Raw genomic sequence first — 24,303 nt, 5'->3', positions numbered from 1 at the left:
ACTGCCGGTGAAGTCACTGAAACCGGGCTCTCCTGCAGCAGGCAACGTCGTGAAGTAACCTCTGTCTCAGTAATGCCTGCAGCGCCTGCTTGACTTAACCTGATCTTAATCAGAAGTCGCTTCCTGGAATGTGGTGCCGGGGAATTTCAGGATTCTTCTCAAACCGCTGGTTGTCAAATCGGCTCGTTACTCTAAGGTATTAATAGACTGGAAACTGTAGTGGCCACTCATGTTTCTCATAAGTAACTCAGAAATCGAGTCAATTGTATCAAATCACTCAAGGAGTCTGTTTGATGAATCGCTTACTAAAGCAGTCAGCGGCTGTGGCCACCGCCTTTGCTGTCACATTATCAGCCACGTTAATACAAGCCGCCGAAAAGAAAGATATTGTCGAAACTGCTGTCGAAGCAGGATCCTTTAAAACGCTGGCCGCCGCCCTGGGAGCAGCCGATCTGGTCGGCGCATTACAAGGGGAGGGGCCAATTACAGTACTTGCTCCGACCGATGCCGCGTTCAGCAAGTTACCTGCGGGCACTGTCGAAACTTTATTGAAGCCTGAGAATAAAGATCAGCTGATCGCCATTCTGAAATACCACGTGATTTCAGGAGAGGTACCAGCCAGTCAGGTGGTAAAGTTGAAAGGAGCTAAAACTCTGAATGGCCAGCGTGTGGACATCACAGCTGCAGATGGTCAGGTCAAGGTCGATGGTGCAACCGTCGAAGCGACCGATATCATGTGTTCCAACGGGATCATTCACGTTATTGATTCAGTGATTCTTCCCAGCGATAAAAACATCGTCACTACCGCAGCCGAAGCAGAGAAATTCAATACTCTCATTGCGGCAGCCAAGGCTGCTGGACTTGCCGGCGTGCTGTCTGAGCAAGGGCCTTTCACCGTGTTCGCACCTACCGATGAAGCATTCGCGAAGCTCCCGGAAGGAACAGTTGCATCACTGTTGAAGCCGGAAAACAAAGACAAGCTGGCAGCGATCTTAAAATATCATGTCGTTGCGGGACGTGTTTATTCCGAAGATGCTTTAAAAGCAGGGAAAGCTAAAACTCTGCAGGGCAAACCAGTGAAAATTAAAGTGGTGGATGGGGTTGCGAAAGTCAATAACGCCAAACTTCTCGTAACTGATCTGGATGCATCCAACGGCGTGATTCATGTGATTGATACTGTGATCATGCCTCCCGACGATAAGAAGTACAGCGCTACGGAAGCCCGCGAGAAAATCCGACAGGCAGTAGCACAGGGAGCAAACCTGTATAACTGTGGTGATTATCATGCGACTACAAAGCTGTATCAGAAAACGATGCAGGATGTGCTCCAGGGGGCAGACAGCATGCCTGCTACCATTCGCATGAATATGAAACATGCGTTGAGCGAGTCGCAGCAGATGAACTGTGTCTCACAACAGGCATGGCGATTGAGAAATGCCCTGGATCATGCTTATACAGAAATGTCTTCACTTTAATTCTATATTTTGTGTTCACGTAGTTTGAAACCTGGGGCTCCCGCAGTCACTTCGAGTATGGTGGCTGCGGGAGTTCTTTTTCAATCGATATTGGAAATCAGAGCCTGCATTGATGGTTCCAGTTTGCCTGTGCGAAACATGGCGACAATCGCGACATGTTCATAATAGACTTTCATCGGATCATTGGGCTTCTGGAATCCTGCAAGGAAGTGCCTGCGCAGGCGAGAGACGAGTGTGACCCAGATCGACATCAGACCCTGCTCAGGAGATTTCATCACAATCGATTGATGGAACTTGATATCGAGTTCGGTGAGTTGTGCATAGTCTCGGGTTTCGCAGGCGGTTCTCATTTCTTCGAGAAGGGTTTCCCATTCCTGAAAGTCCGCTTCAGATAATTCTGCGAAGATGGACTTGAGTGCAAACGATTCCACGGTCTGCCGGAGTGGAATCACCAGTTCCTGCATGGATTCCGAAGACGCAGGCGCCACGCGCATGCCGCAGTTGGGCTTGGATTCTACCATTCCTTCATGAGCCAGTTGCTTGAGTGCCTCGCGAATGGGGGCGCGGCTCACCTGGAACCGCTCTGCTAAACTGACTTCTCTTAAAGGCATGCCTTCTTCCAGGCGTCCCGTGATGATCTCCATCCGTAATTGCTCGACGATGTCCTGGCTCTGGTTCGCGGTTGACTCGATCTGGGGCATGGTGGTACCTGGTTCATTTCAGACGGGGTGATGCTCTGATATCAGTAGGAGTTCCCTATTCTGTTTAATTGTGAACAATATTGCAATTCTGATGGAGCACATTCGATACCAGCCATTCTCATGAAATGATATGAAAACAGGTTCTAATTGTGCATGTGGTTGGTTTTCTGTCAAATTGGCGGGATTTCTGGGAAAATATCGATGTGAGGTAAATTGTATGCAATATTCTGGTGGATTGGTTGACATGCCGTAATGAGACAGCCAGACTCAAAGGAAGAGTGTTTTCGGAAAACTCATCGGAAACCAGGTTCATAACTCAGTCTGGCAATCTACTACATACCGGAGAATTGCAGATGCTTCTGTCAGTCACAGATGTTTTTCAATCCGCCTGTTCGAACCGGAATCGAATTCGGAGACTCGCGATTCTGATATTGAACTGTCTGTTTTTTCTTCCTTACTCGCTGCGGGCAGCAGAGAAAACCGTCGAAACCGGTAATCGGCTGGTTTACCTGGATCAGGATGATCCCTATTACGTTTCGCGGGATTTTCCCAGGCTGACAACACCCCAGTGGTATGGAGATCCCACTGTCAAAGCGGTCTGTGTACTCGCCATTGATGACATGCGGGATATTCAGAAATACGAAACCTATCTGCGGCCGATTCTGGAGCGACTCAAAGAAATCAACGGGAACGCGGGTGTCAGTATCATGACCTGCCGAGTTGATCCAGCTGATCCCCATCTGCAGAAATGGATACAGGAAGGGGTCAGCATTGAAGTGCACACTTATGATCATCCCTGTCCACTCTTAAAAGATCGCGATTTTGAGAAAGCCAAAGGGACGGTGGATCGCTGTGTTGATCTGTTGAACGAGATCCCAGGTAGCCGACCAGTTGCCTATCGCATGCCCTGTTGTGATTCGCTCAATACCGTCAGTCCCCGTTTTTTTACCGAGATCTTCAACAGTCGGTCTCCCCAGGGAAACTTTCTGCAGATTGACACTTCGGTTTTTCAGGTCTTCACAGACAAAGATCCGAAAATTCCGAAGGAGTATGTTGTCGATCCGGATGGACAGGGGCGGATTGAAAAGTATGTGCCCGTCGATCGGGGTTTTGTGAATACGATTTTTGACTATCCCTATCCGTACCCCATTTCGCGACTGTGCTGGGAGTTCTCCTGTGTGACTCCCAGTGACTGGTCTGCCCAGCATCGCCAGAAGCCGATGAACCCGCTGACGGTGCGTGACTGGACCGCCGTACTCGATGCGACTGTTGTCAAGCAGGGAACGTTCAATCTGGTCTTCCATCCGCATGGCTGGATCAGTAACGAGCAGGTCATCAAATTGATCGATCACGCGACCGAGAAACATGGAGCCGCGGTGCAGTTTCTCTCGTTTCGTGAAGTCCTCGACCGCATGAACCAGCACCTGCTGGCCGGACAGCCCCTGCGAAATCAGCAGGGGGCTGACAATGGCGTGAGACTGCTGGACTTGAACGGCGACGGTTTTATGGATGTCGTGATCGGTAATCAGAGTGTGCAGAAAACCCGCATCTGGAATCCGGATCAGGAAAACTGGGAGGAAAGTGCATTTCCGACACAACTGGTCTCAAAGCCTGCTGCGAACGGAACCCAGTCCATTCGCAGTCGCTTTGGAATTATGAATGACCAGGTGGTGCTGTTCACGCTGACTCCTGAGGAATCCAGCGCCTGGCGTTATGACGGCAAAAACTGGATCGAAGACAGTTCGCTTCTGGCCGGTTTACCTGCGGGCGACGAATCTCTGTTCATTCTCAATTCGGGTATCGATCAGGGGCTCCGCCTGCGCGATTTGAACCACGATGGTCGATGCGAACTGATCATCTCAAATCCAGATCGGCAGGCTGTTTATATGTGGTCCGAGCAGAATTCAGAATGGCAGCAGCTTTCCTGGTCCCTTCCCGCAGATGCTCTGATCGTCGATGCGAAAGGTCGTGACGCCGGCCTGCGGTTTGTCGATATCAATGAAGATGGTTTGGATGACGCTCTGTTTTCCAATGAAAGTCGCTATTCGCTGCATCTGTTTAAATCACTTGAGGAAGGCTGGAAGACGCTGTTTGAAAAGCAGAGAATGGGGGCCGGCGAAGTCCCCGCCATTTCCCGTAATGGCACGAATAATGGCGCCTGGTTTCATTCAAAACATCTCTGGGTTCAAAATGAAGACACAGTCAAACTGAAACATCTCGTCGCCGGTAAATCGTTTGCAGAACTGATGGAGTTACAGGGACCGCAACCCAAATCTCCTTCGGCGGCGCTGGAAAGCATTCAAGTCAAACCGGGATTTCATGTGGAGCTGGTTGCCGCCGAACCTCTGGTGCAGGACCCGGTTGCCTTCGACTGGGGACCAGATGGGAAACTCTGGGTAACAGAGATGGCTGACTATCCATTGGGGGTGGATGAGTCCGGAAAATTCGCCGGACGGGTTCGCTATCTGGAAGACACCGACGGTGATGGTACGTATGACAAATCGACTTTGTTTTTAGAGGGACTGGGATATCCTACCGGTGTCATGTCCTGGCGCAACGGGGTGATTGTGACGACGGCCCCGGAAGTGTTTTATGCGGAAGATACCGACGGAGACGGCAAAGCGGATCTGCGCGAATCGCTGTATACCGGCTTTGGAGAAGGGAACCAGCAGCATCGTGTCAATGGCCTGCGCTGGGGACTGGATAACTGGATTTATCTGGCCAATGGTGATTCCGGCGGTGATCTGCTCTCGGTCAAAACGGGAGAGAAACTGACATTGGGGCGTCGGGATTTACGCGTCAGACCGGAGAGCGGCCTGATGGACCCGCAGTCGGGACAGACTCAGTTTGGTCGGGAACGCGATGACTGGGGCAACTGGTTCGGCAGCAACAACAGTAATCCTGCGTTTCATTATGCACTGACAGATCACTATCTCCGACGGAATCAAAGTCTCATTGCCCCCGATGCGAAAGTCCAGATTTCCAACCGGCCAGGTGCAGCGACTATATTTCCTGTCAGTCGGACTCAGGAACGCTTTAATGATTATAATAAAGTCAATCGCATCACCTCGGCATGTGGACTCTGTTTTTATCGGGATGAAATACTGGGCCCCGAAATCGTCGGCAATTCGTTTATCTGCGAACCGGTTCATAATCTGGTGCATCGGGAAATTGTCACTCCCCAAGGGACCACTTTCACCAGCCGGCGGGCAGAGAATGAGCAGGATTCGGAGTTCATGTCTTCGACGGATAACTGGTTTCGCCCCACAATGGTACGCACTGGCCCTGACGGGGCACTCTGGGTGGCAGACATGTATCGCCATGTGATTGAGCACCCCCAGTGGATTCCACAGGAAATGCAGGAAAAGCTGGATCTGCGTGCCGGGAAAGAGCAGGGGAGAATCTATCGAATCGTAAAAGATGAGACTCCGTTACGTTCAGTTCCCCGCCTGGATCAGTTGTCAGATTTCGAACTGGTACAGGTGCTGGAGAGTCCCAACGGGACGCAGCGCGACATGGCCCATCAATGGCTCGTCAGTCGGAAGCAGAATGCGGCAGCACCAGATTTGAAGAGGATGGTATTCAACGGCAAAGCAGCGACGGCCCGGATGCATGCACTGTGTGTGCTGGATGGTTTAGGTGAAGTGACCGCGGAAGAAGTGCTCGCTGCTTTATCGGACTCACATCCGGGGGTACGCCGCCATGCGATTCGAATTGGGGAAGCTTTCGTCAATGAGACTCCCGAGATAGGATCGAAGTTGCTCAGCATGGTGAATGATCCGGATGCCCAGGTTCAAATGCAGCTAGCTTATTCTCTGGGAGAATGGAATTCACCGGAAGCGGGAGTTGCTCTGGCACAACTGGCGCTACAGCATGACCGGGATGCTTACCTGCGGACAGCGGTCTTGAGTTCGGTTGGAGCCCATCTGGATTCCTTCACCATCGCGCTCTTTCAAGAACTGAATGGCAAACAGCCTCCCGCAGAGAGCTTTAATGCTCTTGTGGCGATGGCGGTTGCGGAGAATAATCAGGAGACGCTGAAGTATATTTATGATGTCGCCGCCAAGCGGACTGCCGGGAAATCCTTTGAGCCGTGGCAGTTCCAGGCCATCTCTACTCTGCTGCAATCGCTGGGACGTCGCAATCTGTCTCTGCCTCAATTTTATCAGAAATCCAGTCCACAATTGCAGCAGACACTCGATCAAATCAAACCGCTGTTCGCAGCAGCGCGCACTCTCGCTGCAGATGAATCTGCTTCAGTGCAACAGCGTCAACGGGTAGTCCCGATGCTGGGGCGTGGATTTGCGCATCGCGATGAAGATTTGGAACTGCTGTCCGATCTGCTTTCTCCCCGGAACTCACGGGAACTTCAGAGCGCCGCGGTTGTCGCGCTGACGCAATTCGGGAATCAGCAAACGCCGGAGATTCTGCTGAGCCGCTGGAAAAGCTTTGGTCCCGTGTTACGCACCGATGTCTTGAATGCCCTGTTGAGTCGCAGTGCCTGGAGCCAGTCCGTGTTAACCGCACTCGAACAGAAAACAATACTTCCTGCCGAGATCGATGCATCGAGTCGTCAACTCCTGTTAAGCAGCAAAGACAATCAGGTCCGTAAACAGGCAGAACAGCTGCTGGCTTCCTCACTGAACTCGGATCGCGTGAAGGTTGTGGAAGAGTATTCAAAAGTGCTGGAGCTCAAAGGAAATGCCGAGGCGGGACATCAGATATTTGTCAAACGTTGTTCGGTCTGTCATCAACTGAATCAGGAAGGCAAGCCTATCGGCCCGGATTTGTCGGCATTGACTGATAAGTCTCAGCGCGCGTTGATCACCGCGATTCTGGATCCGAACCGGGCGATAGAAAATAAATATGTGAGCTATCTGGCGGTCACCGTCAACGGGCTGACATTTAATGGGTTGCTGGCAGGAGAAAGCGGGGAGAGTATTACGCTGATTCAGAATGATGGCAAAACAAAAACGCTGTTGCGTCATGATCTGGAGGAACTGCTCAGTACTGGAAAATCACTGATGCCGGAAGGATTGGAAAAAGACATGACTCTGCAGGATCTGGCTGATGTGATTGCCTATCTGAATGCCACGGAATTACCCCGCAAGACGTTTAAGGGCAACGAACCGGCTGTAGTGGAAGCGGAAGCACTGAGGGGAGACTACTTTTTAACACCACAACTGGCTGAGATTTATGGGCAAACTTTGAAGTACGAAAACAAGTACAAAAATCTGGGATACTGGCAGAGTGAAAATGACCGGGCCGTGTGGACAATGGATGTGCCGAAGTCCGGCAAATATGATGTCTACCTGGAATATGCCTGCCCCCAGGGAGTCGCTGGCAATCTGATGCAGATGGAAGTCGCAGATCAGCGATTGACCTGGACTGTAACCGCCACGGGCAGTTGGGACATTTATCAAAGCCGTAAACTCGGGACGATTGATATTCCCAGTGGTAAGACACGACTGACGGTTCGCAGTGATGGTAAAATCAACCAGGCGCTGCTGGACCTGAAGACGGTTCGTCTGCGGGTTGCCAGTCAATAAAGATTGACTGATGTTTCTCAAGAAGCATGACTGCCTTGAAGCGAAAGAAACTGGCTCGAAGTACAACTCGAATCGAATCTTTTATGCCAGTTATTCTGATTCTACAGTCTCCGAGATCCCTGTTTCCGGTACAGGAAAAACTCTGCTCGTTCTGAAAATAATCGACGAAAAACAGGTGTCAACTCCAACGTTCTGCCGTTATTGGATGTAGATAAGTGGAACGAGTGGGTACATTCCCTGTTCTTATTGAATTTTCATGAATATTCTGGCGAGTTTAAAAAAAAACGATTGCGTAAATTATTTTATGAACGATGATTTTGTATATCTCTAAAAGTCTCATTTCAATTTCGACGTCATTACGATATGTTCAAGAGAGCACTGGGCGTTGAGATCAATAAGTATTTCACTAAATTTAAAGCTGCCTGGCTGGAATCCTGCATTCCGGGGCTGAAATACTACCCGATTGAGACGATCGAATTCTGGAAACTGACCCGTGTCGGACAAAGGTTATCAAGATCCTGTAGATGGTGAAGAAACCGTCGATGAATTTCCCCCCGTCGACCCTGCGCAGGAAGAAACGGTGGATGAAGTTCCACCGCTTAACATCAAAGAGATCGACAAAACCATGATTGGCGGTGACAGTATCACCGGCAAGTCTGCCCCTCATCTGGAAGGACCTTCCGCCGAGAAAGCTGCGGCCTGGATCGGAAAAAAACTGGGCAAATATACGATTACCGGTCTCCTGGGACAGGGAGGGATGGGAGTCGTTTATAAAGCACATGACTCAACGATCGAACGTGACGTCGCCATCAAACTGCTGCCAGCCGAACTGGCTTCAGATAAAATGATGCTGGATCGATTTCTGGCAGAGGCAAAAGCCGCCGGTCGCTTAACGCATCCTCACGTGGTTTCGATTCACGAAATCGGCCAGGAGGGGGATGTCAATTATATTGTGATGGAGCTGATGACAGGTGGCAGTACTGATGACCATCTGGAATCGATCGGGCCTTATTCCCCTCTGGAGGCTTCACGCATTATCGCGGATGCCTGTGAAGGCTTGATGGTGGCCCATGCCTCCGGACTGGTGCACCGTGATATCAAGCCGGGAAATCTGTTGCAGTCGGCACATGGCACGATCAAGGTTGCTGATTTTGGTCTGGCGAAACGCATCATTCAACAGTCGATGCAGCTGACCCAGGATGGCCAGCTGATCGGGACGCCTTACTTCATGAGTCCCGAACAATGTGAATCCAAACCCGTCGATATGCGGAGTGATATCTATTCTCTGGGGGCTACGTATTACACACTGCTGACAGGCGATCATCCCTATGAGGATGCTGGCAGCATTGTGCAGATCATGTATGCCCATTGTCATGCCGACATTCTTGATCCCCGTGATGTGAATTCGAGTATTCCCGATAAATGTGCTTCCATTGTCAGTAAGTCGATGGCAAAAAATCCGGAAGACCGGTATCAGTCTGCCAGAGAAATGCTGCTGGATCTGAAAGCGGTCACTGCCAGTGCAGAAAAATATGATGACACAAAGATTCTGAGCCGGGAAGAACTGGAAGGCGAAGCGGTACCCGCTCCGTCTGCTGCACCCTGGCGGGGGACGGTGTTTAGCACGATCATTTTTCTGGTGACCTTTCTGTTATTAACGCTGGTGCCTTACTATTACTGGAACAACGGTCCCCGCGAGAATGCGACGGGGCCGGCTGCTCCGAAACAACAGGCGGGATCTGTCGCGCAGGGAATTACGAAAGATAAAATCATTCTGGCGACTTCAACCGCCATGACCGGTGCCAACAAGGAACTGGGAACCAATATGGTCATGGGGATGCAGGCCTGTTTTAAATCGATCAACGAAGCGGGCGGTATCGGTGGGCGTCAGATTGAACTGGTTGTGAAAGATGACGGGTATGAGCCGGACCAGGCCCTGGAGAACATGCAAACACTGTTCGAAAAGGAAAAAGTGTTTGCCGTGATTGGGAATGTCGGCACTCCGACTGCCCAGGCGACCGTGCCTTATGCCAACGAGAATCAGCATCTGTTCTTTGCACCCTTCACAGGAGCGCAGAGCCTGCGACGTGATCCCCCCGATCGCTATGTATTCAATCTCCGTGCCAGTTATGCTGATGAAACCGCAGCAATGGTTAATTATTTTGTTGAAAAGAAACGCATCGCACCTGAGAAAATTGCTGTATTCGCTCAAAATGATTCCTTCGGCGATGATGGTTTTGCAGGTGTGGCGAAAGCACTGGAAAAATATAAAATCCAGCCGGAAAATATTATCCGGGTTGGTTATGAGCGAAACACCACGCAGATTACAGATGCTTTCAAACAGATTGAACAGAACCAGGACCGAATCGAAGCCTTGATCATGGTGGCCACTTATAAACCGGCAGCATTAATGGTACAGAAAATTAAAGATAGTAATCTGAATATTCAAACTGCCGCGGTATCCTTTGTCGGGAGCGAACTGCTGGCCCAGCAGTTTAAAGAAATGGGTTCTCAGTATGCAGAAAAAGTGATTGTGACCCAGGTGGTACCCTACTATCTTTCGAGTGCCACCGGCGTGTTACGGTATCGTAATGCCATGAAAAAGTTCTACCCCCTTTCCAGGCCGGGTTTTGTTTCACTGGAAGGCTACCTTGCGGCTGAATGCCTGGTGGAAGGCTTCAAGGTACTGGAGAAATCAGGCAAACCCCTCACGACAGAAAATCTGATCAATGCGCTGGAACAGATTAATGGTCTGGATCTGGGGATCGGCCCGATCATTACTTTCGGTCCTTCACGGCATCAGGCTTCCAACCGGGTCTGGGGCACTGTCTTGGATAAAGAAGCACGATACAAAGAGCTGGACATGGAGTAAGGCATCCCTCAAGAGATCGCAGCTGATACCTGGTTCAAAATTGCTCACTCGAATTTCTTTATGAAAAATCAATGAAATTGGCGGTAGCTTTCCGGAAACTGCTTTCGTTATAGAAATGCGGGCCCATCTGATGATTACCAGCCTTCCAGCGAACGTAGATCGTCAATCCTACGGATGAAACCAGATGGAACCGTGTGAAGTCAGCTCAGGCGTCTGTGTTGTCCGATCTGCTGAAACTGTTGTAATACGAGCTCCTTCCCCATGCTCCGATTGAACTGAAGACTGACTGTCATTGAAAAACCGGTTGTCAATAAGTCAGTAAGCTTTTCGAGACGGTTGAAGCGGGAAGAAGGTCGAACCAGCGATAGTCAACAGGACACAAGCCGGCTGACTTCAGAATTCCTTGAGGGGCCAACATGAGTTCTGAGTCATCATCTGGGATTATCGAACAGCCGGGAATCGCTTCCGAGCGCATGACACTTGAGGTAATGGCTTCCCGGTTTCTGGAAGAACATCGCCGCTGGCTCAATCCCTCCATAAAAGCATATGTGAATTCCTGTCCGGAATATGCTGACGAAATCCGCGAAAGTTTTCCTGTTCTGATCGCGATGGAGGAGTGGAAAACGAATCAGGAATTTACCAGGTTGAGAAAACAGGTTCCAGCAGATTTCGAGAACCGTCATTTGGGGAACTGTCGGATCTTGAAAGAAATCAGCCGAACTCGTACTTCAATCATCTACTCCGCGGAGCAGGGGCCTCAGCAGCGCAGTGTGGCGATTAGACTGTTTCCCTGGAAATCGGAATGTTCTCCTCGCTGGCGAGACCGTTTTCTATGCGAGTCGCGCCTGGTGTTTCAATCGAGACATCCCAATATTGTTTCGGTTGACAGCATTGAGAAAGACCAGGGGTATACTTACACGGTGATGCAACTGGTTTCCGGGATCAGTCTGGATCAGGTTTTACAAGGCCTGGGCTGTAAACAGGCAGGGGCAGGGGGCTCTGACCAATTCGAATCCCAGACGGGTTACCTGTACCAGGAACAGCTTACTCAGGTCGTGAATTCTTTCAGGCAGAACTACTGGCGGTCGGTTGCCCGTCTGGGACTACAAGCTGCCAATGCTCTGCGTTTTGCTCATAGACGGGGTAAGTTACACTGTGATTTGAGGCCCGCTCATCTGATTGTGAACCGGGAAGGACACTGCTGGCTGACAGGTTTCAGTTTACCACAACAACTGGAGGGCACACTTAAGCAGCAACGTGTCCCGACTCTGCAGTACCAGTCTCCGGAACGGATTCAGGGGGAAATGGGTAAAATCAGTGACCTCTATTCTCTGGGATGTGTTCTGTACGAACTCGCTACGCTCACGCCGGCATTCCAGGCAGCGAACTCCGGCGCGCTGATCGAGCAGATTCTGAAGGGGAGATATACCCGTCCGTGTGAAATTGTCAGCGAGATTCCCTCTGCGCTGGAAAATATTATTTCCAGATGTCTGGCCAGTTCGAGGCAGGATCGATTTCAGTCGGCTGACGAACTGAGTATCAACCTGGTCCGTTTTCTGAACGGTCATGACTTTAAAAACCATGTGAAGTCTGATTGGAAGGGACGCGGTAAATGGTCTGTCTTCAGGAAAAATGACATTCAGTAACTCATTCGATTGGCTGGGAGGGAGTCCTGAATTTTCAAAAGCGAGGAGGACCAGGTCTGTTGGGGCCGCGGTGAGGACGTCTGTGTTGCAACGGATGGAGACCACCGTGCCGCGATGAATGAGATTCATCGGACATGGGTAATGCTGCATGAGGGAACTTCTGCTTGAAATCTTCCATGAGCTGATCGTACTGGTCCCACATGATCCAACTTTCAACCTCGTTGCCGACATGATGATAGATGCGGGCCAGCCCTTCTGTGGCACCTGAAAGCTCACGATACACAGGGTAGGAGTGGGGGTCCGTTTTCAATTCGAGCTGGAGTATATTTATCGCACTTTTGAGAAGGCTGATGGCTTCGGTTTCGCTCCCTTTTTTATAGAGGATTTCAGCCAGTCCGGCTTCAAACTTGGCCATCCAGAGGCGGTGTTCTGGTGCTTCCGGGAACTGAAGGGTCAGTTCTTTCTGTAACCTGAGAGCCGTTCTAAGCGAGAGTTCAGCAGTATCGTGGCGCGTACGGATTTCGTTAGATGCTCCTGACAGCCTGGTCATTTTATCGAGGCCATGGGCCAGCTTGTTATGCGCATGGATCAGAGAAATTTTGTATTCCGGAATGGTGGGGTAATCAGAGACGAGACGGCTGGCATGCTGGATGGCCTGTTCCAGCCGTCCGATGACATTCTCATCGATTTCTTCCGGATTCACACGTCTGATATCAATTCGCTCATAAGATTTCACAACAGCCTGACGGTAATCTGCGACATGGGGATGCTCTTCAACCAGGGTTTCCAGGATTTCCAGCGCGCGCGCCTGTTTGCCCTGATCTTGTGTTGATCGTACATACTCGGCGGGAAGCTGTTCCTGCAGGCAAAGCGCAAGCAGATAGCGATATTCCGGATTGGTCTGATCTGATTTACTCAGATTTTCAAGAATGTCGATGGCCTGCTGGAGCTGAATTCGGTCCTCTGCTGCTGGCATGGATCCGTCTGGCGGGGAAGGCCGTTCGATTTCCGAAATCGCGTTTCCTAATTGATCGGGTCGAAGCTGGATGACCTTCAGAAAAAAGGTTCGTGCGAGTTCAAATTGCAGATCATTCTGTTCCTGGTCGGCAACAAGCGTTGCCTCTAAGAGTTTTTCTGCTCGCTTATGAGCAAGTGTCGCTTCATTCTGTTGGCCCAGATAGCGGTAAATTCGCCCGATTTCATTATATAAAGTGGCAATGATCAGTGCGTTCGCTTCCCCGGTGTTTTGTTGATAGAGGTGAAGTGATTTCTGATATGAAGCCAGGGCAGAACTGAAGTCTCCCAGCCGACGATGAATATCACCGACCTTCCGTTGTGCGTTTGCGGCTTTGTTCTGGAACTCTTCCTGTTCCCCCGTCGATTCTGCCAGCTGTTCATAGAACTGGACCATGCCCGCCAGCAGGTCTGCTGATTCACGGGACAGTATCGGCTCTGCATAGCCATCCCCGGCTCCGGAAACCTCGGTTGTATGCAGGCGCGCAGGGACAAAGCGGTCGAAGAGACGATCCAGGGCATTCGTTGCCAGTTGAGCCGTTGATTCCGCTCGCTTTCGTTCCCGCCGCTCTCTTTCAAATCCCACTGCCAGGGAAATTCCCAGAGCCAGCATCAGCAGCAGAGCCAGTCCGGATAGAGATGCAACTGCAGGATTGCGGCAGCTCCAGCGCCACAGAGATTCGAGAAGGGAAACCCGTTTCGCCCGGATGGGGCGATTCTCCAGAAAGCGATGCAGGTCGCTGGCAAGTTCACTGGCTGACTGATACCGGTGTTTCGTATCAGGGGCGATCGCTTTGAGAATAATGGTTTCCAGATCGCGGGGAATTCGTGGATTGATTCGCCTCAGAGAGGGGATCGTGCCATGAGTGATTTGTTCAATCATGACGTGCCGACTGGTTCGCTCAATCGCATACTGTTTCGTTAGAAGTTCATAGAGCGTAATTCCCAGTCCATAAATATCACTCTGGCGGCAGGTTTCTCCCCGAAACATTTCCGGAGCCATATATCCCAGCGTTCCCACGATGTCAGTCGACTTACTGAGGTCGCTCTGTTCGGCGGCGCGTGCCAGCCCGAAATCGGTGATACACAACAGGCCCTCGCGGTCGAGCAGCAGATTTCCTGGTTTAATATCGCGATGCAGGATACCCCGATCGTGTGCGTATTGCAGAGCATTGGCCGCCTGAATTCCCAGTTCAGCAATCTTAGCAGGTGTTGAGACAAACTTTGCGAAGTCTGCTGAGCTCTGACCTGCGACCTCCGAAATTTCGGATCGCTGGAACTCAACAGTTTCATCCAACGCAGTAGAAATGTCAGTGCTGGTATGGGTCTGTGAACCAGGCTTGATAGTCTGGCTTTTGAGGTCTGTATTTGCAGCAGTTGCAACGAGTTTCTGTGTCAGTTCATCCAGTCCGAGGCCTTCAATCAACTGCATGACGTAATAGTGGAAATTGCCGTTTTCACCCACCCCGAATACCGGAACAATATTCGTATGATGCAGTGAAGCCGTCAGCTCCGCTTCTCTGCGGAATCGTTTCAGTTGTTTGTCATCAAGCAGCGAATGTCGTGGCAGCAGTTTCAAAGCCACACGACGATTGAGTGATTCCTGGATTGCTTCGTAGACGACGCCCATGCCGCCACGACCGATTTCCCGGACAATCTTAAAATCACCCAGTTGTTCTGGTGCGCTGGCTCCCAGGGAGACTTTGCCAGGAGTTTGTGCGGTATATTTCCCACCTTCCAGGGCTAAGATGGCGGGAAAAAACTCTTCGATTTCACTGGCGAGTTCCGGATAACGGTTTACATATTCCGGGATGGTCGGCTTTTCACCCTGGCGAATTTTTGCGATGAATTCGTCAGCGACCCGGTCCAGATCGGTGGTTTCCGGAGGAGTCAGATTTTTGATCGATTGAGGTGAATCGGGAGATGACATTCACTTTGGTCCTGGCGATTTCGCTCTGTGAAGAAATGCACTTCAGAGAAGACTGGTTAATCTATAATACCGGGGATCTGAACCAGAATGGAGCGTAATCTGGTCAGGGCCCGAAAATATCGCATACTGGCAGTTTTGGGTTCGATTTCCAGAACTTCGGAAGCCTCGAGGTTGGACAGTTCTTCGAAATGTCTCAAGACCAGAATTTCCCGATCAATCTCATTTAATGATTCGAGTGCTTCACGCAGTTGAATGGCCAGTTCTTCCTTGAGGGCCGCCTGACTGGGAGATGTCATATCACCCAGAAGGACATTGGCAATCTGAAAAGAAGTCGAGGCTGAGAAAACACGACGCCTGGCATTGGCTTCACGCCGCACATCCCGTTTTTGCGCCCCCAGATGTCGTCGATGGACGTCAATCAGAGTCTGTCCGACAATGGTTCGGAGCCAGATGAAGAATGTGGTAGCCGGGTCATTCAGATAATGTCCAATTCGCGTGGAGGCATCAAGATATGCTTCCTGCAGTATGTCATCCGCATCAACACGACCCAGCAGGCGTGTATCCAGACGAAAATTAACGATCCGCCACAATCGTTCCCGGTAGCGGTTATATTCGTCTGCAAGCACCCCTTCCGGATTCGCTTGTAGCCGGTTGAGAAAGATCTCAGGGTCTTCTTGCTCATCACACAATCAACAACTCTCCCCGTCTATGGTGCATCAATTTCATGAATCGAGATCAGGATCCGGACCACGCCGGAGCATTCAGGGACGATTGTAACCGATTGCCTGCAATCTCGACAAGCCGTGCTGTTCATGTGTGAATTTCACAGAATCTCGACCGACTGATCTCAATCTTATGCAACGGCTTATTGAGAGGACTGATCTTCTCTACGTGCTTATTGCAGCTGGTGACGGAACTGCTTTAAGAAAATTAGAATGTAAAACAAGCAGTTTGTACAACACTTCGATTATATGGCCTTGTCGTGTTGTTTATCTCGATCATTATTATTGTGATCCGGTTTTGGGGAGTTTTCTTTTTCCTGAGAAGCAGGATCTTCTGAAGTACCGGTATCTGCTTCCAGGGAATCAGCCAGCAAAACGTCCTGATCTCCGAGATCCAGAAACCTGGCAACCACGGCTGTGATATTGTCTGTCCCTCCCTGATCGATTGCCTGATTGATGAGACGGATACAGGTTTCATCGGCCATCCGGTTCTGGCTGAGAATTTCGGAGAGAATCAGATCAGGAACCTGTCTGGTTAAGCCATCGGTACATAACAGCAAAGTGTCTCCAACGCGAACTTCTGTTTTGACAATTTCGGGATTTAAATTACTGTCTCCGTTACCTCCGATAGAATTTACCAGGAGTTCCTGCCAGATTTCCGGAACTTCATCGACATCTAATGCGCCGCTGGTTACCAGTTGTTCTGCAAAATTGTGATCTCTCGTTAACTGATGCAGGTGGGAGTTGCGAAACAGATAGCAGCGACTGTGCCCAGTGTGAACCAGATACAACTGAGGCCAGACCAGATAGGCCAGGGTTAATGTGGTCTCCATTCCGGAACGTTCAGGATGTTCCTGAATATCATCCTCCAGTCGCTCCTGGCAAAGTTCAAAGGCATTTAAGAATTCTCGATACAATTCTGCATCGGTATCCTCATTGTAATGCAGAAACCATTCCATCTCATTCAACAGGTATCGGGAAATGCAGTCTGTCACCAGGCGACTTGCCAGATCCCCTGAATTAGAACGACCCACTCCGTCTGCCACCATCATCAGTTTAGCCTGGGAGTTCCCATAGAGCCTGGAGTTTTCATCCAGGCTCAGGCTGCTGCAGTGGACCCGCATCGATTTTTCCAGATCCGCAATCAGAAACTGGTCCTGGTTGATTTCATATCGGGAGCCACTACGGGATAGGCCATAACAGTCCATTTTGCCGGTCATTGCAGATCCTCCTCAGTTATCGCATGACACCTGCTTCAAGAGCCTCATTCATCAATTGAAGTCGTCGGGCATGTCAGAATAGGTAATTGGAGAGAGTCAAATCTCAGAAAGACACCACATGACAGCGGCCCGCCAATGAGTGTCAGATCAAAGTGTGAGGTGTGGATCTGATCATTTTCTACGCTGGGAAAGAAGGTGCATATCGTATTCCAATTCCAATGATTTCTCTGGCTGGAAAATGAGATCTGAAATCAGCCTGGATTAGTAACCTGTTGTCAGGGTTGACTCTCCAGAACAAATTTGGATGAAAGCTTTCGAAGAGAAACCCGGGTGTGGTGATCTGTTGAAATGTCCATGTGTCAGGTCCCGTTCCCGGTGCAGGCAGTAATTTTTTAATACAGAAGGGGCATTTTGATCGAAAGGGAGTCAGTCTGGCACACTGGCGACCGTTTCAACAGCAACTGTACGGGTCTTAACTGCGGGTATTCTGAATGTCTCTCAGCCATTCAATAATGATTTTCATGCAATGATTAAAGGGTTTTTCTGATGGTTGCGTCTGGTTTTATTCAACTGCAGGGGAGTGAATATTCAAAGTGGCATACGACTTGCGAATCAATACTAATAACGCTCTGCGTTTTTAAATATCAGATAATCAATCCCACTAATTAAGGTAAGGAGAGGAAGATGACCACTCGAGAAGAACTTCGCGGTCACTGGAACGAAATTCGGGGACGCATTGAGGAACGATGGAGCCAGCTAAATTCGAGTGATCTAGACGGGCTGGAAGGTAAGACAGATCAGCTTGTGGGAAAGATCCAGCAGAAGACTGGCGAAACGAGCAAGGATATCCGGAAAGAGCTGGATAGCATTATTGAAAACCTGTCCCAGTCGGCTTCTTCCATGGCTGGAAAGATGGGAGATACTTTCAATGAAGCCGTTAAGAATTCGAAAGAACAATTCTCTCATGCATCGGATGCAGCTCGCGAGCAGTATGAGCATATGAATGAGTCAGTCCAGAAAGGGTATCGTGAAGCAGAACGCACGGTGCGTAAGCATCCCGCCGAATCAGTTGCGGTAGCCTTTGGTACCGGACTGATCGCAGGTGTGATTGTAAGCCTGGTCTGGCGTCGATAATTCTGAATTTCATTCCCGCTCAATACTGAATCTTAAAAGGAGTCAAACATGATTCACCAATACGAAGATCTGGATAAACGCATTGTGCCTGTCTCACACGATCAGATAGAGGACACGGTAGCAGCGAAATCATCACAGCTGTGTCAATATGTGGAGGAAGAACCAGCCAAATCAGTGCTGATTGGACTGGGAGTCGGAATTGGCGCAGGGCTGGTCCTGGGTTCCCTGTTCCGGGGCTCGTCTCGATATTTTACTCGCGATCAGGCTTTCATGGACCGAGTGGGGAACAGCGTGAGAGAATCACTGTCTGAAATTGTTCCCGCCTCTCTGAAAAAGCATTTTCGTTCCTGATGTCGATCACACGAAGACCATCAGAATGGAATTGCATTCGATAGAGTAGCATTGAACCTGAACAAGTGAAATATCAGACAGGAGCCGAAACAGTGGCCAGTCAGCCTCAAGACAATCGAGCAAATGAGATACGTCGTGAGATGTATGAAATTCGCTGCGAACTGGATGATGATGTAAGCCAGATAAGACAGTCTGCCTCGGCACTGACAGACTGGCATTACTATATCAGACATTATCCCTGGGCTTGCGTCGGGGCGGCAGCTGCCTTGGGTTTTTTGATTGTTCCCAGAAAGCTGAAGGTAAGTAATCCCTACACCGACGAATTGTTAAAACTGGCGAAAAAGAAGCGTCTGGTAGTCAATCAGGAAGAAGATGAGGATTCAGTAAAAGCAGGAGTTGTCAAGACAGCGTTTACATTTTTGTCGGGTTTGGCGATGCGGGCTGCTGCCGCTCAGGTGGCTCAGCATTTGACATCAATTCTGAATCAGGATCAGGGGAGCAGGAAGGAATCTGGTGCCACAGGGGCTTCCGACAGCACTGGTCCCACTTCATCCAATCCGTACGAAAATCATCTCGACCGGAGATTTTAATCAAATGAGTCCATATCACATGCAGATTGAAAAAAATCCACACCAGAGGAGAAGCGAAAGGGTTTCTCAGGCTCAAGCACAGCAGGATGAAGTAAGCCCTGTTTCAATACTTACAAAGATCAAAGAACAATTACGTGAGCAGATTTGCGATCATCCCGGCGAGGCTTTGAAGCTCAGTCTGCTCACAGGACTATTTGCAGGATGGTGGGTGAAACGATGATCGGTCAAAATGGTACGACCCAGGCAGATTACAAGCCAGACATGCGAGGAGACCTGGGAGATCTCGGAGCCGATCTGCTGGCACTGAGTGAACTGCAGGTCGAGCTTCTTGCAGTCGATACGCGGGACGCGGTACGAGAATCATTTGCTCCGACCGTCTTTCTGGCACTGGGCATTGGATTGTGTATTGGCGCATTCCCGGTTTTACTGCTGGCTTGCGCCTGGTGGATAAGCAATGTTTTTGAACTGACTCTGGCCTCTTCCATGCTGACAGTGGCAGTTCTGGGCTTGTGTATTGCCAGCATATTTCTGTTTATCTCCTGGAAAGGTTTCAGGAAAAGCTTACGTATTTTAAAGCGATCCGGTACGGAATTACGCAGTAATATCCATTGGATTAAAGCAATTGTCTCTGATAAACATCGTAACCGTCGAAAGACGTTTCAATAAAAATGAGATTGATCTCAATATATAAATTTGAAAGGAAATCAATGATGAATATGCACACAAGCTCTTCACGAAACCCTCAGGCGACAGGGCGACCGACTGAAACTGCGGCGGCTTCTGCAGAGCAATACGACCAGTTGAAACCCGTTGATGATCTGGTCGAGTATGTTTCCACTTACGCACAACAGAATCCGGGAACGGCTGCGCTATGGTGTTTTGGAATCGGATTTATTGTGGGATGGAAGTTAAAGCCCTGGTAAGAAAAATCAGTCCCTCAGGGAGCGAGTTCTCTGCTTTGATAGTTGCCAGTAAGGAGCATCACCCGTGTCCCTGATTACATCGTCGAACGAATCCGATAGCCAGAATCCCAGCCAGGAAGCTCAAACCGGTGATGAGCCGGATGCTGAGCTTTCGTCTTCTGAAAAACAGGAGCAGATCAGAGAAGAGCAGGCAGTGTCGGCTGCTCTCTTGAAAGACAAGGTAGAGAGTCACTCTTATGGTCGAATTTCACTGGCCATTCTCGCGACCCTGGGCGTGGTTCATGCCTTGTATTTTGCCCGAGCTATTTTCATTCCTATCGCCCTGGCGATTGTGCTGTTCTTTCTCTTAGCACCGTTGGTACGTTTTCTGACCCGTGTCTTTCCCATCCCTGAATCACTTTCTGCGGCGATAGTGGTACTCTCCCTCACGTTTACCATCGGTCTGGCCAGCTATTTTCTGGCAGCACCGGTTTCAGACTGGCTATCGAGTGCTCCAGCAACCTTCAGAAAAGCAGAACAGAAATTACGCTTCATCATCGACCCGGTTGATAAAATCGATCAAGCCTCTACCCAGGTTTCTGAGATAGCTGCGGGAAAAGAAAAAGACGATGTGGTCAAAGTTTCAATTCAGCAACCGCCGGTGACCAGTTACCTGTTAAGCTCAACCGTTAACTTTCTGGCTGGAGTTACCATTACGGTAGTGCTGGTCTATCTGCTGCTGGCGATGGGACATCGAACCTTAAATTCAGTAGTCGAATTGATGCCGACCCTGGAAAATAAACGCGGACTTGTGACGATGATCCGTAACGTGGAACATGGTATTTCCCGATACCTGATGACAATCACAGCAATCAATATCGGGTTGGGAATTATCATTGCGACAGCAATGTGGCTGCTCGGCCTTCCCGATCCCATTTTGCTGGGCATCATGGCAGCGACACTCAATTTCATTCCCTTTATCGGTGCATTCATAGGTGCCGGCGTTACTTTTTTGATCGGCATCGTTTATCTGGATACACCTGCAGAGGCCCTGTTAGGACCGCTGCTGTATATCGTGATTAATACTCTGGAAGGGAATGTCTTTACCCCCATGATTTTAGGGCATTCGATGAAACTCAACCCGGCACTGGTCTTTATCTGTATCATATTCTGGGGCTGGGCCTGGGGAGTCGGTGGCATCTTACTGGCAGTGCCCCTGATCGGCATGGTCAAGATCTCCTGTGACCATTTCAAAAGCCTGCAGCCCGTGGCCCGTATTCTGTCTGGCTGATCATTCTCCATAGTTGAAGAATTACAAAACCTGAGCCGAGATCTGTCAGGAATGCCGATCGTTCAATGGTTTATTAATCGCACTTTCACCAGGCATACGCGGCGGTTTCAGTCCCAGCAACTGCAGGCAGACTGGGGTGATATCGATGATGCGAGGGGCATCCGGCAATTGGAAATCATCCGGCAGTCCCGCTGCAATGAGGGGGGCCGTTGAATCTAAATGATGCAGTGATCCATGTGACCCTGCCGGATTACACTTGATCGCCGGTATGCAGAATTCTTTCCCCAGGCGGGCAGTGACCCAGATATTGCCCGTTTTCTCGGAAAACCCGGTCGCAATTCGCTCAAAGGCGTTGGGGTAATCCCCAAATTCTATTTGACCGTTTGAAGATATACTGGCATCAACGGCGCTTAACTCGCCCTTCCAGATCCAGGCCGTTCCATAAATGTCGAGGGCGTCGCCTGTCGAGTCTGGTGCCGGTTTAAATACCAGGTCACCCCGTTCATGTGTGTGAACATAAAAGGAAGGCCTGTCTGTCCCGTTCAGTCCACTGTCGTGGTCGCACCATATGACCTGATCAATTTCCGGACACTTCAACAGGCAGTCAATGACGTCATGGCGACGAGCCCATAATTCTGGTTGCATATAGATTTGTGCTGAACGCATATTAGGACAGACCATCAATTCTTCTGAACTGCTCCAGGGTTTTCCCGCCTCAGCGATCTGGAACTTCGCGAGGACTTCGTTCAATTCGATTGCGGGATTTTCGTCCAGATCACTCTGTGAATGATCGCCTGTCATCAGGAGCACATGGTTCTCCAGAAACTGGTCAATGCCGCCGAGAATTTCAATCAGTTTTCCCAGGTGGCTGTCGACAGCCTGCAGAGTCGAGACTGCATTTTCCGGTCCTTCCGCGTGGCTGTCAAAATCATTATTCGGAAAATATGCCAGGGTAAAGTCCGGTAGACAGTCCTGCTCAGCCATCCCCAGCAGATAGTCGGCAGTGGTGTCGTCGTGGAAGCCAAATCGTCTTGTCACTCCCCCTCGCGCCGCAAGGGTATTCCCTAGAAGCGGAGTCGAAACGAAATCTCCCAGAAACATGGTATGCGGCCCGATCATCGATTCTTCGAGAGAGACGCCGGGAGTCAGATTCAGGAGCAGAGGTGTGCTGGTATCATGTGCCACGGTCCCTCGATACCACATAAAATTGACCACTGCATCGGACAGAGTTCCATGCTTCTCGATCAGTTCAAAAATTGTGGGTACCAGGAGGCGATCTCTATTCAATTTGATTTGAAAATCATTGATATAACGTCCCATGCCTTCATTCATGATCGCCGGCAGGTCGGACCCGAAATAGGCGATTTCATCATGGTCGCGGTCATACCAGTATGCTCCGGAAATACCATGTTCAAACGGATAAGTTCCCGTTGCCAGCGCACAGGTTGCGGCAGGAGTAATCGAAGGAAAGATAGACGTACATTCCTGGCATAATACGCCCCGTTCCACCAGTTGCTGGAAATGAGGCAGCAAGCCTTTCTGCAAGGCTGGTTGGACGACTCGAGACGCCAGCGCATCAATAATGATTAATATTACTTTTTTCATATTCGCGATATCACTCCAGGGCAGGACTCAAATTCCCGCACGAGAATTGACCAGTCATTCTTATGGGAAAAATTGAGGTTACCATTTCAGCTCCCAAAGGACAAATTGAGTGCCAAAATGTCTCAGTAAATTCGCAGATATTCAAGAGTCGCTAACATTCAGAAATTAACTAGAGGATCTTCGATTTGATATACTGAGAACACAAACATTTCCTCAATTTTAAAAACCAGATTGATGGTGTAAAGCCTGTCAATCTGGTCTAATAGGACCTGATTGTATATTTTTATGAGAATTTCGATAGTAAATAAAGGGCCAGGTAGCTTTGATGGTGGAGATGGAATCGCTGCAGATACTGATTGCACACAGTAACAGTGAGACCCTGCAGCTGATCCGGAAAGCGGTTCTTAAACAGGGTCATCAGATCATGGGGGCTGTTCAAACGGGGGAGGAAATCATTCAAGCCTGCGCCAGTCAGCTGCCAGATATCGTAATTAGTGGTGTGCGGATGCCTGATATCGATGGAATTCGCGCACTGACACTGATTGGTAAAGAAACTCCTGTGCCGGGAATTATTGTTACTCCCAAATCCGATCTGGAACTGGTGGAAACTGCTGCTCTGGATCATATTATGGCCTGGCTTGTCGAGCCGATTCGCATGGTTGATCTCGGACCTGCCATTCTTCTGGTCCACCGGCGCGCTGCAGAATTTGCTGATCTTCGGAAAGAGAATCAAGATCTGCGCGTCGCTCTGAATGATCGAAAGATTATAGAACAGGCAAAGGGAATCCTGATGAAAACGGCTGGTCTCGATGAAGGAACCGCCTTTCGTCAGCTGCAAAAAATCGCCAGCCGTAAACGAACGAAACTGGTCGAAATTGCCCAGGCTATCATTACTGCTGAAGGCGCCTTCGACCTCATTCAGGATGGCTGAACTCTGCTTTATTTCTTCCGATATGAGATCAGATTAAGCACTGCCACAAACAGGGCAGCTCCAATAATCGACCACAGAATTGGGAAGGGTTGATCCCCAAATTCAATCGTCAGTAATTCTGGCAGCCCCAGTTTTCCGGAAATCCACGTACCTAACAAGGCACCGATGAATCCCAGTGCGATCGAGGTCAGGCAGCCACCCCGGGAATATCCTGCCAGTGACTGCGCAATGCCTCCACAGATGGCTGCGACCAGTAATAATAGTAAGAATTGAAAGATTCCCATAACAGTGTTCTTCTCTCTTGATTGACGTTTATGATTGACGTTTATGATTGACGTTTATGATTGACGTTTATGATTGACGTTTATGA

Annotated in this window: 18 protein-coding genes; 12 read left to right on the top strand and 6 right to left on the bottom strand. The window is 49.7% G+C overall.

Annotated features, from left to right (window positions below; all coding sequences use genetic code 11):
• The first annotated feature begins 293 nt into the window (after positions 1 to 293).
• Positions 294 to 1,475: a fasciclin domain-containing protein gene (locus AACZ40_RS16985; RefSeq protein ID WP_291167443.1), complete on the top strand. Its 1,182-nt coding sequence runs from the start codon at positions 294 to 296 to the stop codon at positions 1,473 to 1,475.
• Between the two features lie 80 nt (positions 1,476 to 1,555).
• On the opposite strand, the gene AACZ40_RS16980 is transcribed toward AACZ40_RS16985, so the two are convergent.
• On the bottom strand, positions 1,556 to 2,176 hold the full coding sequence (locus tag AACZ40_RS16980; RefSeq protein WP_291167446.1) for a GntR family transcriptional regulator: 621 nt from the start codon (positions 2,174 to 2,176) through the stop codon (positions 1,556 to 1,558).
• Between the two features lie 353 nt (positions 2,177 to 2,529).
• On the opposite strand from AACZ40_RS16980, the gene AACZ40_RS16975 reads away from it, so the two are divergent.
• From AACZ40_RS16975 to AACZ40_RS16965, 3 genes are all read left to right on the top strand, one after another.
• The gene (locus tag AACZ40_RS16975) at positions 2,530 to 7,725 is read left to right on the top strand and encodes a PVC-type heme-binding CxxCH protein (RefSeq protein ID WP_291167449.1); all 5,196 of its coding nucleotides are present in this window, start codon (positions 2,530 to 2,532) and stop codon (positions 7,723 to 7,725) included.
• Positions 7,726 to 8,218: 493 nt separating this feature from the next.
• Complete coding sequence (locus AACZ40_RS16970) at positions 8,219 to 10,597, top strand: ABC transporter substrate-binding protein (RefSeq protein WP_291167451.1); 2,379 nt, start codon at positions 8,219 to 8,221, stop codon at positions 10,595 to 10,597.
• A 416-nt stretch (positions 10,598 to 11,013) separates the two neighbouring features.
• Positions 11,014 to 12,243, top strand: a complete 1,230-nt coding sequence (locus AACZ40_RS16965) for a serine/threonine-protein kinase (RefSeq protein ID WP_291167454.1) — start codon at positions 11,014 to 11,016, stop codon at positions 12,241 to 12,243.
• Positions 12,244 to 12,277: 34 nt separating this feature from the next.
• Here AACZ40_RS16965 and AACZ40_RS16960 read toward each other — a convergent pair whose 3' ends face one another.
• The 3 genes from AACZ40_RS16960 to AACZ40_RS16950 all read right to left on the bottom strand — a co-directional run bounded on the left by AACZ40_RS16960 (position 12,278) and on the right by AACZ40_RS16950 (position 17,129).
• Complete coding sequence (locus AACZ40_RS16960) at positions 12,278 to 15,187, bottom strand: serine/threonine-protein kinase (protein WP_291167458.1); 2,910 nt, start codon at positions 15,185 to 15,187, stop codon at positions 12,278 to 12,280.
• A gap of 56 nt (positions 15,188 to 15,243) precedes the next feature.
• The gene (locus AACZ40_RS16955) at positions 15,244 to 15,876 is read right to left on the bottom strand and encodes a sigma-70 family RNA polymerase sigma factor (protein WP_291167460.1); all 633 of its coding nucleotides are present in this window, start codon (positions 15,874 to 15,876) and stop codon (positions 15,244 to 15,246) included.
• A gap of 278 nt (positions 15,877 to 16,154) precedes the next feature.
• Entirely contained in the window at positions 16,155 to 17,129 is a 975-nt protein-coding gene (locus AACZ40_RS16950; protein ID WP_291167461.1) for a protein phosphatase 2C domain-containing protein, read from the bottom strand.
• A 684-nt stretch (positions 17,130 to 17,813) separates the two neighbouring features.
• On the opposite strand from AACZ40_RS16950, the gene AACZ40_RS16945 reads away from it, so the two are divergent.
• The 7 genes from AACZ40_RS16945 to AACZ40_RS16915 all read left to right on the top strand — a co-directional run bounded on the left by AACZ40_RS16945 (position 17,814) and on the right by AACZ40_RS16915 (position 21,397).
• The gene (locus AACZ40_RS16945) at positions 17,814 to 18,263 is read left to right on the top strand and encodes a general stress protein CsbD (RefSeq protein ID WP_291167463.1); all 450 of its coding nucleotides are present in this window, start codon (positions 17,814 to 17,816) and stop codon (positions 18,261 to 18,263) included.
• A gap of 48 nt (positions 18,264 to 18,311) precedes the next feature.
• Positions 18,312 to 18,614: a hypothetical protein gene (locus AACZ40_RS16940; protein WP_291167465.1), complete on the top strand. Its 303-nt coding sequence runs from the start codon at positions 18,312 to 18,314 to the stop codon at positions 18,612 to 18,614.
• Between the two features lie 92 nt (positions 18,615 to 18,706).
• On the top strand, positions 18,707 to 19,204 hold the full coding sequence (locus AACZ40_RS16935) for a hypothetical protein (RefSeq protein WP_339675133.1): 498 nt from the start codon (positions 18,707 to 18,709) through the stop codon (positions 19,202 to 19,204).
• 19 nt (positions 19,205 to 19,223) lie between these two features.
• Entirely contained in the window at positions 19,224 to 19,424 is a 201-nt protein-coding gene (locus AACZ40_RS16930; protein ID WP_291167470.1) for a hypothetical protein, read from the top strand.
• Positions 19,421 to 19,870: a phage holin family protein gene (locus AACZ40_RS16925; protein WP_291167472.1), complete on the top strand. Its 450-nt coding sequence runs from the start codon at positions 19,421 to 19,423 to the stop codon at positions 19,868 to 19,870. Before AACZ40_RS16930 ends, AACZ40_RS16925 begins: the two co-directional genes overlap by 4 nt.
• 50 nt (positions 19,871 to 19,920) lie before the next feature.
• The gene (locus AACZ40_RS16920) at positions 19,921 to 20,127 is read left to right on the top strand and encodes a hypothetical protein (protein WP_291167474.1); all 207 of its coding nucleotides are present in this window, start codon (positions 19,921 to 19,923) and stop codon (positions 20,125 to 20,127) included.
• Positions 20,128 to 20,191: 64 nt separating this feature from the next.
• Positions 20,192 to 21,397 carry an AI-2E family transporter gene (locus tag AACZ40_RS16915; RefSeq protein WP_291167476.1) on the top strand — a complete coding sequence of 402 codons (1,206 nt, stop codon included), beginning with the start codon at positions 20,192 to 20,194 and terminating at the stop codon, positions 21,395 to 21,397.
• Between the two features lie 45 nt (positions 21,398 to 21,442).
• On the opposite strand, the gene AACZ40_RS16910 is transcribed toward AACZ40_RS16915, so the two are convergent.
• Complete coding sequence (locus AACZ40_RS16910; protein WP_291167478.1) at positions 21,443 to 23,002, bottom strand: alkaline phosphatase family protein; 1,560 nt, start codon at positions 23,000 to 23,002, stop codon at positions 21,443 to 21,445.
• A gap of 325 nt (positions 23,003 to 23,327) precedes the next feature.
• Here AACZ40_RS16910 and AACZ40_RS16905 point away from each other — a divergent pair, with 325 nt between their 5' ends.
• Positions 23,328 to 23,933, top strand: coding sequence for an ANTAR domain-containing protein (locus AACZ40_RS16905; RefSeq protein WP_291167481.1), 606 nt, complete (start codon positions 23,328 to 23,330; stop codon positions 23,931 to 23,933).
• A gap of 8 nt (positions 23,934 to 23,941) precedes the next feature.
• Here the strand turns inward: AACZ40_RS16905 and AACZ40_RS16900 are convergent, their stop codons facing one another.
• A complete protein-coding gene (locus AACZ40_RS16900; protein ID WP_291167483.1) occupies positions 23,942 to 24,217 on the bottom strand; it encodes a GlsB/YeaQ/YmgE family stress response membrane protein in 276 nt (91 codons plus the stop codon).
• Between the last annotated feature and the right edge of the window lie 86 nt (positions 24,218 to 24,303).

Source organism: uncultured Gimesia sp., from assembly GCF_963972345.1.
Taxonomy (GTDB): Bacteria; Planctomycetota; Planctomycetia; order Planctomycetales; family Planctomycetaceae; genus Gimesia.
This window is presented reverse-complemented; position numbering and strand designations above follow the sequence as displayed.